The organism is Microbacterium sp. LWO13-1.2 (genome assembly GCF_038397725.1).
In the GTDB taxonomy this organism is placed as follows: domain Bacteria; phylum Actinomycetota; class Actinomycetes; order Actinomycetales; family Microbacteriaceae; genus Microbacterium.
This window is the reverse complement of record NZ_CP151634.1, coordinates 662172-679327: the sequence shown is the minus strand read 5'-3', so window position 1 is coordinate 679327 and position 17156 is coordinate 662172. Positions and strand designations below refer to the sequence as shown.

Here is a 17156-nt window from a genome sequence, read left to right as displayed (position 1 = left end):
GTTGTCGGACCGATCCCGACGGATCGTCCTGCAGGTGCAACTTCGTCCGACAGGTGGCACACGCGAGACCGCGCGAAGGACCCGAACGCGGATGCCGGAAGGTCAGACCAGGGGCCCGGGATACGGATGCGGCAGCCACACCGTCACGTTCAACCCACCGCCGACGCGGGGCGTGAGGTGCAGGGAGCCGTCGTGGGCCTCGGTGATCCGTTGCGCGATGGCGAGACCCAGCCCGATACCGGCGTGATCGTCGCCACGGGTGCGCGCGGCGCCGCGCTGGAACGGCTCGGCGAGGATCGCGACGAGGTGCGGCGGGAGCACGGCTCCGGTGTTCTCGACGACGAGCGCGATCGCCTCGGGGCGCGCATACGTGCGCACCGTCACGGTGCCGCCCTCGGGAAGGTTGTGCACGATGGCGTTGTGCACGAGGTTCGTGACCAGCTGCTGCAGGAGCGCCGGCGATCCGAGGGTGCGGGCGGCATCGCCGCCGACGTCCAGGGAGACACGGCGCCGATCGGCGAGCGGGGCCAGCGTCTCGACCGCTTCTTCGGAGGAGAGCGAGAGATCGACGACTTCACGGACGAAGGCGCGACCATCGGCACGGCTGAGCAGCAGCAACGCCTCGGTCAGATCGATCGCCCTGGTGTTGACCTCCTGCAGGCGATCGATGAGAGCATCCACATCGCGACCCGGATCCGACCGAGCGACCTCCAGCAGGGCCTGGGAGATCGCGAGCGGGGTTCGGAGCTCGTGCGAGGCGTTCGCGGCGAATCGCTGCTGCTCCGCGACATGCGCCTCGAGCTGCTCGAGCATCGAGTCGAACACGTCGGCCAGATCTCGGAACTCGTCTCTCGGACCCTCGAGCGCCACGCGATGCGACAGCGAACCCTGCGCGGCCAGCCTTGCCGCCTCGCCGATTCGGCCAAGAGGGGCGAGCATGCGTCCCGCGAGGACCCATCCGCCCACGAACCCGCCCACGATCAGGAAGAGCATCACCAGGATCGCGACAGGCGTGAAGGCACGCAGCAGATCGGAGCGGTTGGGGATGAATTCACCGGGGAGCATCTGCGGAATCTGCACATCAGGCACGTACCGGAGAAGAAAAACTCCGACGACAGTGAGGAGCGCGGCTCCGGCCAGCACGACGATGAGAGCGTAGCTCAGCGTGAGTTTGAGGCGGGCGCTCATCCCCCGACGCCTAGGCACCGGCATCCGCCCCTTCGGCATCCGCTTCCGTCTCGATCCGGTAGCCCACCCCGGGAACCGTGAGGATGAGCCAGGGCTCGCCAAGCCGCTTGCGCAGCGACGACACCGTGATCCGCACGGCGTTCGTGAACGGGTCGGCGTTCTCGTCCCATGCGCGTTCGAGCAGCTCCTCGGCGCTGACGACACCGCCGGCCGCATCGACGAGCACCTCGAGCACGGCGAACTGCTTGCGAGTCAGCGCGACATAGCGACCGTCTCGGAACACCTCGCGCCGGAACGGGTCCAGGCGGAGCCCCGCGATCTCGTGCACGGGTGGCCGCGTACGCACGCGCCGACGGTCGAGAGCACGCAGCCGCAGCACGAGCTCGCGCATCTCGAAGGGCTTGGTGAGGTAGTCGTCGGCGCCCAGCTCGAACCCCGTCGCCTTGTCGTCGAGACGGTCGGCAGCCGTGAGCATCAGGATCGGGATGCCGCTGCCCGACGCCACGATCCACTGCGCCACCTCATCGCCGGAGGGGCCGGGGATGTCGCGGTCGAGCACGGCGATGTCATACGCGTTGATGCTCAGCTGCTCGAGGGCGGTGTCGCCGTCGCCGGCGATATCGGACGCGATCGCCTCGAGCCGCAGACCGTCGCGGATGGCCTCGGCGAGATAGAGCTCGTCCTCGACGATCAGCACACGCATGGCTCAGATCCTACGCACCCCGACATATCGCGAGCATATGCAAATGTGCATACGGCAGGGCAACACGCGGCCTCCTTGACTGGGGAACATGAACGACACCTCTGCTCCCCGCTTCCTCGGCCGGCGCCTCGCCGCGGCCGGCATCGCGATCGGCCTCGTCGCCGCTGGAGTGATCGTCACCCAGCAGGCGCTGGAGGCGGCATCCGCCAACACGCCGACCTCCACCGCGACGTCCGGCGATCCTGGTCATGCCCCCGCTGGCACCACCCTCGCCCCGAGCGAAGCCGACGGCGTGATCCGCGACGATGCTCGGCCCTCGGTGTTCGACGATCACCTTCCCGCGGTGAGCAAGCTCGATCCCGCACTCCTCGAGGCTCTGCGGCGTGCGGCGACGGATGCCGCTGGCGACGGCGTCGAGTTCGAGGTCAACGGCGGGTGGCGCTCGACGGCGCTGCAGGAGAAACTGCTGACGGATGCCGTCGCCGACTACGGCTCGATCGAAGAGGCGTCGCGCTGGGTGGCGCCGCCCACGGCATCGGCGCACGTGAGCGGCCAAGCGGTCGATCTGGGGCCGCTCACCGCGCTCGACTGGCTGATGCAGAACGGCGCGCAGTACGGCCTCTGCCAGATCTACGCCAATGAGTCCTGGCACTACGAACTGCGTCCGGAGGCGATCGACGACGGTTGTCCGGAGATGTACAGCGATGCCAGCGTCGACCCGCGGATGACCCGATGACGCTCTTCCGGTCTGCCGCCACGATGACCTCAGCAGGGCCGCACCTGCAGGGCCCCACGCTGCAGGTGCTTCCGGTAGCAGTGGCTGCCAACGTCCGCCGCGTGCAGGCGCGGACCGACGCGCGGATCATGGCCGTCGTGAAGGCCGACGGTTACGGGCACGGGGCGATCGCGGTGGCCCAGGCGGCGGTCGCGGCCGGCGCCGAGCAGCTCGGTGTCACCGATATCGCCGAGGGATCCGCGCTGCGGGCGGCAGGGCTGACCGTGCCGATCCTCGCCTGGCTGCATCCTTCCGGCATCGACGCCGCTCGCGCGGCCGCCGACCGGATCGACGTCGCGGTGGCCTCGGTCGACGAGCTGCGGCAGTTGATCGTGGATGCCGGGCCGCTGGGCGACCCCGCGATCCGTGTGCACCTGAACGTCGACACCGGGATGGCTCGCGGCGGATGCCCGAGTGAGCACTGGGAGGAGCTCTTCCGCCTGGCGCGTGCGGGCCACGGCCTCGGCAGGATCGACGTCGTGGCCCTCATGGGGCATCTGCCACTGGCCGACTACGCCGATCCCGCGCAGAACGCCGCAGCCGTCCTACGGATGGAAGCAGCGGTCGCCGCGGCACATGCCTCAGGACTCGAACGGCTGCTCGTCCATCTCGCCGCGACGTCGGGTGCGCTGACCGATCGCGCGACGCACTTCGACATGGTCAGGATCGGTGCAGGGCTCGTCGGCATCGATCCGTCCGGCACCATCGCCCTGAACGGCGCCTCGCGGCTGACCGCGCCGATCGTGCACACCGCCCAAGCGTCGAGGGGCACGCCCGTCGGCTACGGAGGGTTCCACGTCACCGACCGCGACACGCACCTGAGCGTCATCGGACTCGGCTACGCCGACGGCATCCCCCGCGGACTGTCGGCGAACGCCGCCGTCGAGATCGGCGGCCGGCGGCATCGCATCGTCGGCCGCGTGTCGATGGATCAGATCGTCATCGACACCGGGGCCGAGGCCTTCCCGCACGGCACGGTCGCGACCGTGTTCGGCCCCGACGGGGGAGCCGTTCCGAGCATCCATGAATGGGCCGACTGGGCCGCAACCATCCCGCATACGATCGTCGCCGGCATCGGGCCGCGAGTGAAGAGGAGCACCACATGAGCACGAACGTCCTGGTCATCGGCGGCGGGCAGAACGCCGAGCACGAGGTCTCTCTGGCGTCCGCCGCTGCCGTCGGAAGCGCGCTGCGATCGGGCGGTTTCGCCGTCACCGCCGTGACGATCGCGCGGGACGGCACGTGGGTCCAGGAGGGCGTCGCGCTGGGTGCGGGTGCGGCGGGATCGCTCGCGGCCGCGGTCGCGCTGATCGAGCGGGCCGACGTGGTGTTCCCGGCGGTGCACGGTGCACTCGGCGAAGACGGCGCGCTCGCCGCGCTGTGCGCTCTCGCGCATACGCCGGTGGTCGGCTCAGGGTCGGGCGCGGGGGCGATCGGCATGGACAAGTGGGTGACGAAGCTCGTGGCGGATGCTGTCGGCATCCGCACCGCGCCGGGGATCGCCATCTCGGTCGACGAGATCGACGACCTCGAATTCGATGAGGACGTCGTGGTCAAGCCGGTCTCGGCCGGATCCAGCTATGGCGTGACACTGGTGCGCGACGCCGCGCAGCTGCGTTCGGCGCTGCGCACCGCGGCGGAGTACGACCGCCGCATCCTCGTCGAGAGGGTGATGCGCGGCCGCGAGATCGATGTGGCCGTGATGCGCGATGCAGACGGGACCGTCTGGGCGCCGCCGCCGCTGGAGATCCACGCCGAAGGCCTGTTCGACACCGCGGCGAAGTACGACGGCTCTGCACGTTTCACGGTGCCGGCGGAGCTGAGCGACGTGGATCGGCGCGCGCTGACGGAGGCTGCGCTGACCATGTTCGACGCGCTCGGGTGCGCAGGCGTCGCCCGGATGGATTTCTTCCTCACCGAAGACGGGCCGGTGCTGAACGAGGTCAACACCATGCCGGGCATGACCGCGGCGTCGCAGGTCCCGCGGATGTTCCAGGCTGCGGGGGTCGCCTATCCCGAGCTCGTCGCGCGCCTGGTGCACAGTGCCGTGGTGCCGGCACTCACCCCGTCGTTCGTTGAACGAGCTCTCCCCCGGTCGTTGAGCGAGGGAGCGCCAGGGCACTGAAACATGACGCGCGGTTTCGCGCCGGAACTTCTCACTATGTAGGGTAGGCATACCTAACTTGAGGAGTCTGGTTGAATGTCTGAGCTGCTGACCGCGTCCACGACGGATGAATATCGCTCGTTGGTCGATGAGAGCTCTGCTCGGGTCGCCGCGCGTTTCGCCGAAGTGACCCAACCCTCGTCCGGCGCATCGCGCGCCGAGCTGCAGCGGCTCGTCGACGGCGTCGATCTCGCCGGAACGGGCGTCGGCGGGTCGGTGGCCATCCGCGAGATCGACGAGCTCTTCCTCGCGAACGCCGTGTGGTTCCACCACCCGGGATACGCCGCGCATCTCAACTGCCCGGTCGTGATTCCCGCTGTCGCCGCAGAGAGCATCCTCGCCGCGGTGAACACCTCGGTCGACACCTATGACCAGTCCACGGTGGGCACCTTGATGGAGCGCCGACTCATCGAGACGGCGACCGGATGGGTCGGATTCGACTCGGGTGACGGTGTCTTCACCTCCGGGGGCACGCAGTCGAACTTCCACGCCCTGTTCCTCGCCAGGGAGGCGGCCGTGTCGACGATCGAGGAGCCGCGATCGATCGCGCTCTCGCGCATGGTCGTGTTTGCGACGGCGTCGAGTCACTTCAGCGTGGGGAAGTCGGCGCTGCTGCTCGGCCTCGCCGACGACGCGGTCATCGAGGTCGCCGACGACGGCGAAGGACGGATGCTGCCGTCCGCACTCGACGCGGCGCTCGGCGCGGCCGCCGCAGAAGGGCGCGTGCCGATGGCGGTCGTCGCCACCGGCGGCACCACCGACCGCGGCGTGATCGACCCGATCATGCGGATCGCCGACGTGTGCGACGCCCATGGCGTCTGGCTGCACGTCGATGCCGCGTACGGGTGCGGGCTCCTGGTGTCGCGCCGTCGCCGGCACCTGCTGACGGGCATCGAGCGGGCGCGGTCGGTGACGGTCGACTTCCACAAGAGCTTCTTCCAGCCCGTCTCGTCCAGCGCGATCCTGGTCCGCGAGCGCCGTGACCTCGCCGCGGGCGCATGGCACGCCGATTACCTCAACCCGCTCGAGAACGACGAGCCGAACCAGGTCGACAAGTCGCTGCAGACGACTCGTCGCTTCGACGCTCTGAAGCTGTGGGTGTCGCTGCGGGCGATCGGAGCCGACCGCATCGGTGAGATGTTCGACGCCGTGATCGACCTGGCCGTCGAGGTCGGCGACGTCGTCGACGACGACCCAGAACTCGAACTCGTCGGCCGCACCCAGCTCAGCACCGTGCTGTTCCGCGTTCGTCCGGACGGTGCCTCTCCCGCGGAGCAGGATGCGCTCGTCGCCGGGGTGCGTCGCGTGCTCTTCGAGTCGGGGCGCGCGCTCGTCGCGAAGACGGTCATCGCGGGGCGGCCCTGCCTCAAGCTCACGCTGCTCAACCCCGAGACGACGCTCGATGACGTGCGCGAGATCCTCGCGATGGTGAAGGATGCCGCCGCGACGCTGGCCAGCATCGATGACGAACTCGAACTGGTCGGGGCCGACGCATGAGCGGCCACGTGCACGACAGCGGCCACATCCACGACCTGGTCGGTGTCGGAATCGGGCCGTTCAATCTGGGGCTCGCGTGCCTCGCGCATCCGACCGGGCTCGATGCGGTGTTCCTCGATCGCGAAGACGGATTCCGTTGGCACCACGGCATGATGATCGAGGGCGCGACCATCCAGGTGCCGTTCCTCGCCGATCTCGTGACGATGGCCGATCCGACCTCGGAGTTCTCGTTCCTCAACTGGCTGAAGCACACCGGCCGGCTCTACCCCTTCTACATCCGGGAGAGCTTCTACGCACTGCGTGCCGAATACGACGCCTACTGCCGCTGGGCGGCGAGCCGGCTCCCCAACCTGCGGTGGAATCACGAAGTCGTCGCGATCGAGCACGACGAAGCCGAAGGCGTGTACACGGTGCGGGCGATGCGCACCGACACCGGCGAGGAGCGCGAGATCCGCGCGCGTCATGTCGTCGTCGGCGTCGGCACCCGCCCGTCCGTGCCCCGCGAGCTGCGCGACGTCGCCGGCCAGGCCGTGCACAGCTCGGAGTACATGGAGCGCCGCGACGAGCTGCGCGCGACGGATTCGATCACCGTCGTCGGCAGCGGGCAGTCGGCGGCGGAGATCTATCGTGACCTCCTCGACGGCGCCCGCGACGGCGGATACCGCCTCGACTGGATCACGCGATCGCCGCGGTTCTTCCCCATGGAGTACACCAAGCTCACTCTCGAGATGACGTCTCCCGAGTACACCGACCACTTCCATGCGCTTCCGATCGGGCAGCGCCAGCACCTCGGCCGCGAGCAGCGGAGCCTGTACAAGGGCATCTCCGCCGACCTCATCGACGACATCTACGACACCCTCTACCGCCTCAGCGCCGACGGTCCGGTGCGCACAACGCTCCTGACCGACACCGAGGTGACCGCGGCCGAGTGGGACGGCAGCACCTACCGGCTCGGCCTGCGGCACGGTCAACTCGGCCAGGACCACGAGCGCGAGACCGCATCGCTGATCCTCGCCACCGGATACGCCGCCGAGACGCCGCCGTTCCTCGCCGGCGTCGCTGACCGACTCGATTGGGATGCACTCGGCAGGCTCGACGTCGCCCGCGATTACAGCGTCGACGGCGGCCGTGGCCGGATCTTCGTGCAGAACGGCGAGGAGCACACCCACGGTCTGACCGCGCCGGACCTCGGCTTCGGGGCCTGGCGCAACTCGTCGATCCTCGCGTCGATCCTCGGCCGCGAGGTCTATCCCATCGAGCGCCGCATCGCGTTCCAGGAGTTCGGGGTGCCACAGGGCGCCGCGCGTGCGGAGCAGCCGGCGACGGAGGCAGTCCGATGATCGTCTCCACCGACCTCGCCATCGCGCTCATCGCCGCCGATCCGCAACGCGACGCGGCGGTGCTGCGCGCATGGCTGGCCGATCCGCACTCGGCGTTCTGGGGCATGGGCGACGTGGACACGGCCGGCGTCGTGGCCTATCTCGACAGCATCCTGGCGCATCCGGCACAGGATGCCTGGCTCGGTCTGGTCGACGGCATCCCCACCTTCTACGCCGAGACCTACGACCCGTCCCGCGTGCTGCTGACCGGCATCCACGACGCGATCCCCGGCGACCTCGGCATGCACGTGCTGATCTCACCGCCAATCGGCGAGCCCAGGCACGGCCTCACCGACGCCGTCTTCGGGGCCGTGATGGCCTGGTGCTTCGAGGGACTCGGCGCGCAGCGGGTCGTCGTCGAGCCCGATGCGCGCAACGACCGCATCCGCACGAAGAACGTGCGGGCCGGCTTCACAGAGCTGCGCGAAGTCGCCGTCGACGATGGCGGCCACACCAAGACCGCGATGCTGTCGGTGTGCACGCGCGCCGCGTTCGCGGCATCCGAACTCGCTGAGACGCACGATCCCGTCCGAGGAGGACGCGCATGACCGCCCCCGCCACCCACCTGACCCCCGTCGCGCTCGAGCGCGCTCAACGCCACCTCGTCGCCAAGGCCATCGCGGAGTTCAGCCACGAACGGCTCATCGCCCCCGAGCCACTCGCCGACGGAGGATGGCGCCTCGCGGTTCCGGCCGGCGACGCCGAGTACCGGTTCGACGCCGTTCGCACGGCGCTGGAGCACTGGATCATCGACGAGGACAGCATCCATCGCTTCGTCGATGGACGCACGGCGCCCCTCGATGCGCAGGCGCTCATCCTCGAACTGCAGCCGCTTCTCGGCCTGTCGGACGAGTTGTTGCCGCTCTACCTCGAAGAGATCGCCTCCACCCTGGCCGGGGCGATGTTCAAGATCGCGCAGGGCGGGCCGACGGCGGATGCTCTCGCTGACGCAGACTTCCAGACGATCGAGGCGGCGATGACCGAGGGGCACCCCGGGTTCGTCGCCAACAACGGACGCATCGGATTCGGCGTCTCCGATCACGCCGCCTTCGCGCCGGAGGCCGGCCGCCCGTTCCGTCTCGTCTGGGTGGCCGCTCGCCGATCGGCGTCGCATCTGGCGCTCGGCGCCGGGCTCGACGAGGAGACGCTGCTCGCCGGCGAGCTGAACCCCGCTGAGCGCGAGCGCTTCACCTCTCGACTCGCCGACGTCGGCGAGGAACCCGCCGACTTCCACCTGCTGCCGGTGCATCCGTGGCAGTGGGAGAACCGGGTCGCGATCACCTTCGCCCCCGACCTGGCTCGCCGTGATCTGGTGCTGATCGGCGAGAGCGACGACGAGTACCGTGCCCAGCAGTCGGTGCGGACGATGTTCAACGTCTCGCATCCGCAGCGGCACTACGTGAAGACCGCGCTGGCGGTGCAGAACATGGGGTTCCTCCGTGGCCTCTCGCCGGCCTACATGCGCGTCACTCCGGCCATCAACGACTGGGTCGCCGACCTCGTCGCGGGGGATGCGACGCTGCGCGACGCCGGGTTCCGCGTGCTGCGGGAACGCGCATCGATCGGGTACACGGGCGACGCGTACCACCGCACCCCTGAGCCGTCGGCGCACCGCAAGATGCTCGCGGCGCTCTGGCGGGAGAGCCCGATGCCACTGATCACCGGATCACAGCAGCTCGCCACGATGGCGTCGCTGCTGCACCGCGACCACGACGGTGCGTCGATGGCCACGTCTCTCATCCGCGCATCCGGTCGCTCTGCCGCCGAGTGGGTGCGTGCCTACCTGCGGGTGTACCTGCGCCCGATCGTGCACTGCCTGCTCGCGCACGACCTCGCATTCATGCCGCACGGCGAGAACCTCATCCTCATCCTCGAGAACCATGTGCCGACCGGCGTCTTCATGAAGGACATCGGCGAGGAGATCGCCCTGCTCGCCGAGCGCGACGTTCCGGAGGACATCCGCCGGACGGTGTCGCCGGTCGACGATCAGGAGAAGGCGCTCGCGATCTTCACCGACGTCTTCGACGGCGTGCTGCGCCACCTCGCCGGCATCCTGCACATCGACGGGACGCTGCCCGAGACGGAGTTCTGGCGGATCGTGGCCGAGACCGTCGACGAGCACGCTGCTGAGCATCCCGGGCTGGACTCCCTCGTCGACCTGCGGGCGGATTCCTTCGCGCACTCATGCCTCAACCGGCTCCAGCTGCGCAACACTCTGCGGATGGTCGACCTCGCGGACCAGTCGGCATCGCTGATGTACGCCGGCACCCTGGCGAACCCGATCGGGCGGGCACGGATCCCGCAGCTCGCGCCCGTGGGAAGCTGACGGGATGGCAGAGGTCTACCGCGATGAACTCGGCATCCCGCACATCCGCGCGACCGACCTGCGTGACCTCGCCGTCGCGCAGGGGGAGGTCACGGCTCGTGACCGCGGATGGCAGATCGAGGTCGATCGGCTGCGATCTTCGGGGCAGCTCTCCGAGCTCATTGGCGCGGCGGCCGTCCCGTGGGACGTCTTCGCGCGCCGGGCTCGGCTGGATGACACCGCGCGCCGCGCCTTCGACCGGCTCGACGGGGAGACGCGGCGGTTCATCGGCGACTACACGACGGGGGTTCGGCGCGGCATGGAGGCCGTCGGGCAGCATGCTGCCGAGTCCTGCGACCTGGATGAGGCGTTCGGCGACGCTCGCCCGCTGACGCCTTGGAACGACCACGATCCGCTCGGGGTGCTGCACGTCGCGCACGTGCTGTTCTCGACATTCCCGACGGTGCTGTGGCGCGAGCACGTCGCCGCGGCGCTGGGCGACGACTGGGTCGATGTCTTCGCCGGTGATGCCGCCGACGAGACCACCCCCACGTCGGGGAGCAACGCGTGGGCACTGCACGGTTCGCGCACGGAGAGTGGGATGCCGCTGCTCGCCGGCGACCCGCATCGGATCTTCGAGCTCCCCGGCGTCTATCAACAGGTCCGCCTCGCCTGCGACGAGTTCGACGTGATCGGCCTGGCCTTTCCCGGCGTTCCCGGTGTGCCGCACTTCGGCCACACCGGATCGGCGGCCTGGGGCATCACGAATGCGATCGCGCACAGCGTCGACACCTTCCAGGAGCGGATCCGCGTGCGCGGCGACGGGTACGAGGCGCTCGGGCCCGACGGCTGGGACGTGGTCGACGTGCAGCGATCCGTGGTCCGGGTGCGCGGTGGCGCCGACGTCGAGGTCGAGGCGCTGGAGACCGCGCACGGATGCATCGTCACCGACCTGCGCCCGCACGGTGACGAACTGCGGGCATGGAGCATCCGACACCCGGCTCGGACGAACGCCGACCTCGGAGTCGACGCGCTGCTTCCGCTGCTGCGCGCCCGCACTGCGGGCGACGTGGTTGCCGCGTTCGCGTCGTGGGTCGATCCCGTCAACCGCCTCCTCGCCGCCGACCGTGAGGGGACGGTGCTGTCGGCGACCGTGGGCACCGTGCCGCAGCGGGGGAGGAATGAGCGTCGTCTGGCACTGGATGCGGTGGTCGCCGCATCCGCTCCGGACCGGACGATGCCCGCTGCCGTCGCGGTCACCGATGTCGCCGTCGACGCCAACGAACGTCCGTCTGCCGAGCAGATGGACCTGGGCTGGGCGTATCCCTCTGCGCATCGCGCCGAGCGGATCACGCTGCTGCTCGACGCGGTGCGTCCGCGCCGCGCGACCGAGTTCCCCGAGATCTGGGGGGACACCGTGAGCGGTTCGTGGGCGGCGCTGCGTACCTTCCTGCCTGCGGGAGAGTTCGCGGCACCGGTCGCTGCGGCTCGCGATCTGCTCGCCGGCTGGGATGGGCGCATGGACGCCGGATCCCTCGCTGCCGGGATCTTCGCCGCCTGGCGCAGCGCGCTGGTGCAGGCGGTCGCGGCGCATCCGGCTCTCGCCCCGCTGCACGCAGCGCACGGGTTCGGGGCGGTCTTCGATCCCTGGTTGCGCATCGAGGGGCAGGTGGCTGCGGCGCTTCCGCGACTGCTGCGCCACCCGCTGCTGCAGGCGGATGCCGGGGAGATCGCCGCGGCCGCACTGACCCGAGCAGCATCGGCATCCGCGTGGGGTGCAAGGCACCGGATGCTCCCCCTGCACGTCCTTGCGGACGTGCCCGGTGTCACCTCGTCGGGGCCGTCCTTCGATGCCGAACTCTCCGGAGACGGAGACGCCGTGCGATGCACCGGCTCGACACCGGGCGTCACCGACCGCAGCTGGCGCGGATCCGTCGCCCGGTGGGCGTGGGACCTCGCGGACCGCGACGCGAGCCTCTGGAGCGTGCCCTTCGGTGCCTCCGGAGCCCCCGACTCACCGCACTTCAGCGACCAGTTCGATCCCTGGGTCGGCGTCCGCCCGACGCGGGTCGTCACCGACTGGAGCATCCTCCGACTCGATCGATCAACGGGAGCAGCATGACCGCCACACGAAGCGCCCGGCTGGCGTCCGGCCCGGCCGGCACCACCGTCTACACCACGGATTCCCCGGTGCTGGGGAGCATCACCTTCACGGTGCTCGACCCGGTGGCCGATCTCGACGTGATCCACGAATGGGTGACTCGCCCCGATTCCCGGTTCTGGGGTCTGGCCGAGCTGTCCCGCGAGGACCTGCGTGATCTGTACCTCTTCGTCGACGGGCTGCCCAGTCACCACGCGTTCCTCGTGCGGCGTGATGGGGTGCCGATCGTGCTGCTCCAGACCTACGAGCCCGAGCACGACCCGCTCGGCGAGGTCTACGACGTGCAACCCGGTGACGCGGGCATCCACTTCCTCCTCGGTGGTCGAGGGGAGCGGGTTCCCGGTTACACCGCGCGGGTCGGGGGCGTGATCGCCGAGTTCCTGTTCGCGCGTCCCGAGGTCGATCGCATCGTGGTCGAACCCGACATCCGCAACGAGCGCGCCATCGACAGGATCCGGAGATCGGGATTCACCTTCGGCCCAGAGGTCGAGCTTCCCGATAAGACCGGTCAGCTGGCGTTCCTGACCCGCGAGCAGTGGGAGCGGATGCGGTCGGCCTGACCGACGACGACCGCGTGCGCGGCGAACGTTTGATCGGCGCTCAGCGTTCGCCGATCACTGTCGCAGGTACTCGGACGGGCGCGATGCGGATCACGCGATCGAGGCGTTCGAGTGTCTCCCGGCGATGCGAGGCGGCGACCACCGTGCCGTCGAAGCCCGCGAGCACGTCGGAGATGTGGCGCTCGGTCGCCGGGTCGAGACTCGCGGTGATCTCGTCGACGATGAGCACCCGCGGCTCCCGCACGAGGGCGCGGGCCAGCGCCAGCCGGGCCCGTTGACCTCCTGAGAGTCGGACGCCGTGTTCGCCGATCTGATCATCGAGCGTGATCCAGGTGTCGGCGCCGACACGCTTGAGCACAGCGTGGAGGGCGCCATCGTCACGAGGCGATGCTCCGCGCAGGAGGTTCTCACGCACGGTGCCATGGAACAGGCGGGCATCCTGCTCGACCACGGCGACCGCGGTGCGGAGGTCTTCTTCCGCGATGGCATCGAGTGGGTAGACCCTGCCTGCGTCGTCCACCAGTGCGATGGTGCCGTGCTCCGGATCCCAGAGCCGCGCGGCCAACGCGATGACCGTGCTCTTGCCGGCGCCGGATGCTCCGGCGAGGCCGACGTGCTCCCTCGGCGCGATCTCCATCGACCATCTGTGCAGCGCCCGAGTCTGATCGTCGTACGAGAACGAGACGTCGTCGAAGCGAACGCCGAGCGGGCCTTGGGGGAGGTCGATCGGATCGGCGACATCGGCCACCACCGCCGGGCGAGAGATCGCCGCGCCGACGCGCCGTGCGCTCGCCGCGAGGGGATGGAGTTCCGTGACGGTGTGGCTGGCCTCGGCGATCGCGGCCACCCCGGCGACGGACAGCGTGACGAGGGCGGGAAGCAGCGCGGCCACCCCGCCTCCCTGCGCTCCGATCCCGCCGGGACCGGACGTGACGAGTGCGAGCAGGATGATGCTGATCACGACCGCGGTCAGGATGAGCTCGCGCGTGCCGTTGACGGCTTCGGTGATCAGAGCGCGCCGTCGTGAGGTGCGCGCCGCGCGTCGGGTGCCGTCCACGGCCTCCCGTACGATCCTGTCCTGCAGTCCGTACGCGAGGATCTCCCGCATCGCACCGAGAGCGTCGACGAGCTTCTCCGACTGGTCCTCGCGCTCCCGCTGCTCCTGCGCACCGATCCGTCGCGCGGGCGCAGCCCCGAGAAGCGCAGTGAGGGCGACGACGGCGCCACCGAAGAGCACGACCAGGGCGGCCGCCGGCATGATCACCGCTGCACCGATCATGGACAGCAGGAAGAGCGTGACGGATGCGCCGATCTGCGCAAGCGTGTGCGCGTAGAAGAACTCGAGCTTCTCGATATCGGTCATCACCACGGCGGCCGCACGGCCGGAGTGCTCCCGCCTGCGACCGGGAACACTGCGCGAGTATGCGTCGAAGAGGGTGACCCGCAGGCGTGCGAGCACCCGGTAGGCGAGCGCGTGGGAGACATCCATCTCCCGCCAGGTGAGGATCGCGCGCAACAGCACGAGTGCCGAGAGGCTGACCCACCACGCGGCGGGCGGCCAATCGCCGTGCACGACCGCGCGTCCGACGCCGAGTGCGGCGAGGACTGCGATCGCGGTCAGTGCGAGGGTGCTCGCCGTTCCGATCAGGTAGCTCCAGATGATCCCCCGCCACTCCGGTCTCAGCGGCGGGAGCAGGCGTGCGAACACGGTCGCGGTCGTGGCCTCGGTCATGATGCCGCCTTGACGAGGACGCCCTGATCGAGAAGCCGCACGTCGGTCACGCGCTCGAGCGCCTCAGGCCGGTGGCTGATCATGATGACGATGCGCTCCGCGGCGACCCGTTCCAGGGTGTCGGCGACGGTCAGCGCGCCGCGGTCATCGAGCGCGCTCGTCGGTTCATCGACGAGGAGCACCGGCCGGCGCGCGAGAAGCGCACGGGCGAGGGCGAGCCGTTGGCGCTGCCCGCCTGACAAGCTCGTTCCGGCTTCGCTCACGGCCGCGTCGAATCCTCCCGGAATCGCTCGGATCTCATCCAGGATGCCTGCGGCTGCGCACGCGGCTTCGACATCGACGTCGTCGGCTCCGAAGAGGTCGACGTTCTCGCGGATCGTCCCGGCGAAGAGCACGGGGCGCTGCGAGACGACGGCGATGTCGGCCGCGCGGAGAGCGCGACCGTCGATCTCGATGGTGCCCGCTGTCGGCGTGAGGAACCCGAGGAGGAGGTCGAACAGCGTCGACTTTCCGGATCCGGATGCCCCGACGATCGCGTGCACGGTGCCCTTCTCCGCGCGGAGATCGACACCACGGAGGACGTCTTCAGACGCACCGGGGTATCGATAGGTGAGGCCCGAGACCCGCAACACCTCGCCGCCGGCAGAAGGGGTCGAGGCGTCGCGGATCGCCTCAGTACCGGCTGCGGTGCCCGCCTCGGTGCCGGCCTCGGGAATGCGGAAGGCACCGAGCGCGGCGAGACCCGGCACCGCGGTCAAACCGAGGAACCCGGCGTGCCAGTGCCGCGAGAGCTCACGCACGGGGCGGAACACCTCGGACGAGAGGAGCAGAATCGCGTACACCTCGACGCGGGGCGGCGCGCCCGTCACGACATCGATGACGGCGACGAAGGCGGCCGAGACATATCCCGCCTGGACGGCGACGTCGGTCACGGCGGTCTCGGCCAAAGACGAACGCATCACGCGCTCCGTCGCGCGGCGCAGCGCCTCCGACCTCGAGTGCAGCAGCGCCCGGGTTCCAGCGACATCGCCCAGCACCCGCAGCGTCGCCATGCCCCGGAGCGATTCCAGCATGTCGCCGCCGAGCGCCTCGTAACTGTCCCAGTGCTCGAAGCCGCGCCGCGCGAGCATCCGCTTCCATGCCAGGGGACCGACGATTGCCAGGAGCACTCCCACCCCCACGCAGAGCGCGGCGACCGGTGATATCGACCCCAGTAGGACGACGGCGACAAGACTGCCGACGGCGAGTTGCACGACGGCGGGGATGTACCTCGAGACGTAGGCATCGGTGCCGTCGATCCCATCCCCGAGCGTCGCCTGGACCGAGCCATCACGCAGCGAAGCATCGTGCAGGCGCGCGGGGTCGAGCGCGGCGGTGACGGCTCGCCGGCGCAGCCCCTCGCGCACTCTTCCGCCGAGCGCGGCGGCGGCACTCGCCTGAGCGAGCGACAGCAGGATTCGCGACACTCCGATGCCGAGGATCGCACCGATTCCGACAAGAGCATCGGTCATATCGCCGTCGACGAATGCGGCCAGCGACCAGGCGAGCGCCCAGGCCTGCAGCAGGTGAGTGCCGAAGACGAGCAGGAGCAGGACGACGCTCATCGTGAGCTCACGCGGGAAGGCGCGGGCTTCTCGCCACAGTTCGGGCACGATCATCATGGGTGGCCTCCGGAGGTCGGGATGGTGGCGAGGGCGTGCAGGATCCAGCGATCGCGAACGGGGGTGAATCCTGAGACAGGACGGGTGCGGAGAGTCCCGGAGAGCGCGGCCGTGTAGCACTGGCCGGCGGCGGAGAGGTGGGCGCTCCACAGGGCGGTCCCGATCTCTGATGTCGACGCGGTGCGCGGGATCGACCACGACCGCACCGAAGATGCGCCCCGCACCCATGTCTGGCCGGATGCTCGTGCCACAGTCTCGACAGCAGCGGGTGGCGGTGCGAGCTCGGCGCGCTCGAGGAACTCAATGAGAGAGGGGGAACGGCGCGCCCGCAGCGCCCGCACACGCTCCGGATGCACCTCGGGCTCACCACTGAGCTCCACGGCCGCGAGCGGAATCTCCGGAACGAGCCCGCGGCGCATCCAGGCCTCGGTATCGGCGGCAGGAGGCACACCGAGAAGGGCGCGCAGGCGCGTGGATGGACCGAAGTGTTCGGCGCCGGCCCGACCGGTCCGCAGAAATCTCACCGCCGCGACGGCGTAGGCGACATCAGCGATCCACAGCGGCCAGGCGCGGTGACGGTAGCGGCCGAAGGTGCGCCCTGGCAGCACGGTGAACACCAGATGATCGTTCGCATTCGTGTCCGTGCCGACCGGCCACCCGGCCGCGAGATCGCGCGCCGCGTCTCGTCGCCACAGCGTGACGCTCTCCGTGTCGAAGATGCGCCGCGTGCCATCGGCCGAAACGATGTGGGTCTGCACGCCGTAGCAGGCGCCGGCCGACGGTACCGGGCGCCGACGAATCTTCGTGGGTGTTCCGTCGGTGTTCCGATGGAGCTCACCGGCACGCCAGAGCGCCGGGAGCAAACCTCCGAGTGGTCCGTGAACCTGCTCCTGCACGGCGCCGGCCGCAGCCCAGGCGTTCATGCGCGGGCCAGGAGGCAGCGCCGTTCCGGGGACGGCGCCGGAGAACGCCGCGTCGAGCGGCGGGGGCAGGTGATCGCCGTTCATCGTTCCGTGTGGAGAGATGTGCAT

At 69.8% G+C, this 17156-nt stretch carries 14 protein-coding genes; 9 read left to right on the top strand and 5 right to left on the bottom strand.

Going from position 1 to position 17156, the window contains the following annotated elements:
• Positions 1-102: 102 nt before the first annotated feature.
• Entirely contained in the window at positions 103-1188 is a 1086-nt protein-coding gene (locus MRBLWO13_RS03180) for a HAMP domain-containing sensor histidine kinase (protein ID WP_341976341.1), read from the bottom strand.
• A 10-nt stretch (positions 1189-1198) separates the two neighbouring features.
• Positions 1199-1891, bottom strand: coding sequence for a response regulator transcription factor (locus tag MRBLWO13_RS03175; protein WP_341976340.1), 693 nt, complete (start codon positions 1889-1891; stop codon positions 1199-1201).
• Between the two features lie 88 nt (positions 1892-1979).
• On the opposite strand from MRBLWO13_RS03175, the gene MRBLWO13_RS03170 reads away from it, so the two are divergent.
• From MRBLWO13_RS03170 to MRBLWO13_RS03130, 9 genes are all read left to right on the top strand, one after another.
• Positions 1980-2627, top strand: coding sequence for a M15 family metallopeptidase (locus MRBLWO13_RS03170; RefSeq protein WP_341976339.1), 648 nt, complete (start codon positions 1980-1982; stop codon positions 2625-2627).
• A complete protein-coding gene (gene alr, locus MRBLWO13_RS03165) occupies positions 2624-3772 on the top strand; it encodes an alanine racemase (protein ID WP_341976338.1) in 1149 nt (382 codons plus the stop codon). Before MRBLWO13_RS03170 ends, alr begins: the two co-directional genes overlap by 4 nt.
• Positions 3769-4791 (top strand): D-alanine--D-alanine ligase, encoded by a 1023-nt coding sequence (locus tag MRBLWO13_RS03160; RefSeq protein WP_341976337.1) that lies wholly within the window; start codon positions 3769-3771, stop codon positions 4789-4791. The genes alr and MRBLWO13_RS03160 overlap by 4 nt, the downstream gene beginning before the upstream one ends.
• Positions 4792-4866: 75 nt before the next feature.
• Positions 4867-6327 (top strand): pyridoxal-dependent decarboxylase, encoded by a 1461-nt coding sequence (locus tag MRBLWO13_RS03155; protein ID WP_341976336.1) that lies wholly within the window; start codon positions 4867-4869, stop codon positions 6325-6327.
• On the top strand, positions 6324-7667 hold the full coding sequence (locus MRBLWO13_RS03150) for a SidA/IucD/PvdA family monooxygenase (protein WP_341976335.1): 1344 nt from the start codon (positions 6324-6326) through the stop codon (positions 7665-7667). The genes MRBLWO13_RS03155 and MRBLWO13_RS03150 overlap by 4 nt, the downstream gene beginning before the upstream one ends.
• Complete coding sequence (locus tag MRBLWO13_RS03145; RefSeq protein WP_341976334.1) at positions 7664-8254, top strand: GNAT family N-acetyltransferase; 591 nt, start codon at positions 7664-7666, stop codon at positions 8252-8254. Before MRBLWO13_RS03150 ends, MRBLWO13_RS03145 begins: the two co-directional genes overlap by 4 nt.
• Positions 8251-10032 (top strand): IucA/IucC family siderophore biosynthesis protein, encoded by a 1782-nt coding sequence (locus MRBLWO13_RS03140; protein WP_341976333.1) that lies wholly within the window; start codon positions 8251-8253, stop codon positions 10030-10032. The genes MRBLWO13_RS03145 and MRBLWO13_RS03140 overlap by 4 nt, the downstream gene beginning before the upstream one ends.
• Before the next feature lie 4 nt (positions 10033-10036).
• Positions 10037-12133, top strand: coding sequence for a penicillin acylase family protein (locus tag MRBLWO13_RS03135; protein WP_341976332.1), 2097 nt, complete (start codon positions 10037-10039; stop codon positions 12131-12133).
• A complete protein-coding gene (locus tag MRBLWO13_RS03130; protein WP_341976331.1) occupies positions 12130-12732 on the top strand; it encodes a GNAT family N-acetyltransferase in 603 nt (200 codons plus the stop codon). Before MRBLWO13_RS03135 ends, MRBLWO13_RS03130 begins: the two co-directional genes overlap by 4 nt.
• A 40-nt stretch (positions 12733-12772) precedes the next feature.
• Here MRBLWO13_RS03130 and MRBLWO13_RS03125 read toward each other — a convergent pair whose 3' ends face one another.
• Genes MRBLWO13_RS03125 through MRBLWO13_RS03115 form a run of 3 tightly spaced genes read right to left on the bottom strand, consistent with a single transcriptional unit; the run spans position 12773 to position 17156 of the window.
• A complete protein-coding gene (locus MRBLWO13_RS03125) occupies positions 12773-14464 on the bottom strand; it encodes an ABC transporter ATP-binding protein (protein WP_341976330.1) in 1692 nt (563 codons plus the stop codon).
• Positions 14461-16125, bottom strand: a complete 1665-nt coding sequence (locus MRBLWO13_RS03120) for an ATP-binding cassette domain-containing protein (protein ID WP_341976329.1) — start codon at positions 16123-16125, stop codon at positions 14461-14463. Before MRBLWO13_RS03120 ends, MRBLWO13_RS03125 begins: the two co-directional genes overlap by 4 nt.
• A complete protein-coding gene (locus MRBLWO13_RS03115; RefSeq protein ID WP_341976328.1) occupies positions 16122-17156 on the bottom strand; it encodes a hypothetical protein in 1035 nt (344 codons plus the stop codon). Before MRBLWO13_RS03115 ends, MRBLWO13_RS03120 begins: the two co-directional genes overlap by 4 nt.